This is a genomic window from Streptococcus sp. HMSC072D07, assembly GCF_001814835.1.
Lineage (GTDB): Bacteria > Bacillota > Bacilli > Lactobacillales > Streptococcaceae > Streptococcus.
Map to the genome: position 1 here is coordinate 1 of NZ_KV818030.1, position 518 is coordinate 518.

Genomic DNA, 518 nt, shown 5'->3' on the forward strand with positions numbered 1-518 from the left:
CTCACGCTGTTGAAGGGTAATGAGCTGGTCCAGCTCTTGGAAGAAGGAACCGATGGCAATTTGTTCTTCTTTATTTCTTGGAATTGTTAAATTGATAGTTACAAAATCATTATAGGTAATATTTAACAAACCATCCATTCTGGCCCCAGAAGAAATCAGCTTTCTTAATTCCTTATCCGGTAACTTTGTAGAAAAGAGATATTCAATAAAAAGTCCAGAATTTCCATTAACCATTTTAAAGCTATGATAAACTTTAGGTACTAAAGCCTCTTCGAAATCATTTAACTGAAAGACTGCACCATATTTAGCAAGTTTGGAATTACCATGATTATATGATAGTTCACCTCTAGTCAAAAGGGTATAATTCTTTTGCTCTTTTCCTGCAATATTCCCAGAAAAACGTTCCTTTTGATCTAACCACCCATGGCCGGCGGATATTGTTAGGGTCGGCAAATCCATTCTACCATCGTTTCCTTTAACTCTATTAGATACTTCCCCCAACTTCCGCTGTTCCCAAG

At 36.9% G+C, this 518-nt stretch carries 1 pseudogene; it reads right to left on the reverse strand.

The annotated features are described in order from the left end of the window. Nucleotides 1-518 (reverse strand): annotated as a pseudogene (locus HMPREF2991_RS00005) (restriction endonuclease subunit S); the annotation flags it as partial.